The organism is Acidovorax sp. KNOB132, from assembly GCF_057541515.1.
Map to the genome: position 1 here is coordinate 1 of NZ_BAAJYT010000505.1, position 1,443 is coordinate 1,443.

A 1,443-nucleotide genomic window follows, 5' to 3' on the forward strand; every position below is an offset into this window, starting at 1 on the left:
TGGCCACGCCCCTGGCCGCGCACCTGCACGGCGGACTCCACCGGCAACGCCCCCGCGGGCAGGGACCGCATGCCGCCCTCCAGCCGCAGGTCGCCCCCCAGCGCGCGGCCCTGCACGCCCGCCAGGGTGAAGCCGGTGTCGGTGAACTGCACGGTGCCGCGCGCGCGGCCGATGGGCGGGGCCTCCGGTGTGATGCGCACGTCGTTGCCCGCCAGGGTCACGCTGCCCTGCACCTTGGACTGGTCGATGTGGCTGACGGGCAGCGACAGGGCCAGCTGCAGGTCGGCCGTGCCGTTGGCGGTGGTCTTGTCCAGCGCATTGCCGGTCAGGCGCGCCAGCGGCGAGGTGGTGACGAACGACAGCATGTCCGCCAGCGGGCCCCGCGCATCGGCGTTCACCGCGACCACCGTGTGGGCCAGGTCCGGAATGCGCGCCTCCACCTTGTTCACGCGCAGCTTCGGCGTGCCGGCGAAGCTGCCGCTGGCGCCCTTCACGGCCATGGTGGAGCGGTCGAAGATCAGGTCGCCGGTGAGTTCGGTGAGGGCGGGCCAGGGCGCCTCGTTGGCATGCTGCAGGCGCGGCGGCACATAGGCATAGGTCACGTCCTTCACGCGCGCGGCGATGTGGAAGTCGCCCTGCCCGGGCGTGTTGAAGGGAATGTCGTGCAGGTCGCCCTTGACGCGGAACTGCACGTTGCTGGCCGTGCCCGTGGTGACCGCGTCGCGCACGTAGTGGCGCGTCTCCTGCGGGATGGACAGCGGCAGGTAGCGGTGCACGCGGGTGCCGTCCGCGCGGCTCAGGCTGCCGGACAGGTCCAGCACGCCGGGAAACCGCGGCCGGGCACCGCCACGCTCGGCATCGCCGGTGTGCCAGTTCAGCCGGGCCTCGCCCTGCGCATCGGCGTTGGAAAACTGCAGGTCGCTGGCCTGCACCGCGATGCGCTCGCCCTCGATCTGCCAGCGCACGTTCGCCGACAGCTGGTCCACCGGCACCGTGCCTTCCTCGAACACGTGGGGCAGCACCAGGGCGCCGTCCACCAGGGCCAGCGTGGCCTTGCCGCCGGCCTGCGACACGTCGAACTCCACGCTCGCGCCCCGCAGGCCGGGCACGTGCGAGGCCGCGCCCTCGGCGCGCGGCTGGTCGGCCACCGCCAGCCCGGTCACCTTGCCGCGCGCCTGGTATTGCTGCAGCTGCTGCAAGGGGCCGCGCCAGGTGGCCTTGACCTCCTCCACCAGCCCGCGCGGCGTGTAGTCGGCCAGGGCGGAATGCACGGCGGCATCCAGCGGCAGCCGGCTGGCGATCTGCGCCAGCGCGGCCAGGTCGAGGCGGTCGGCGCGCAGTTCGCCCTGCTCGCGGCCGCTTTGCACGCCGGTGTGCCGCACCATGAGGTTGCCGCCCGGCCAGCGCAATGCATCCTGCGTGGTGAACTGCAGGCCCTCGGTG

1 protein-coding gene is annotated in these 1,443 nt (G+C 73.3%); it reads right to left on the reverse strand.

Going from position 1 to position 1,443, the window contains the following annotated elements; genetic code table 11:
- A partial coding sequence (locus tag AC27IO_RS24165; protein WP_498741208.1) for a YhdP family phospholipid transporter occupies nucleotides 1-1,443 on the reverse strand: 1,443 nt, incomplete at both ends.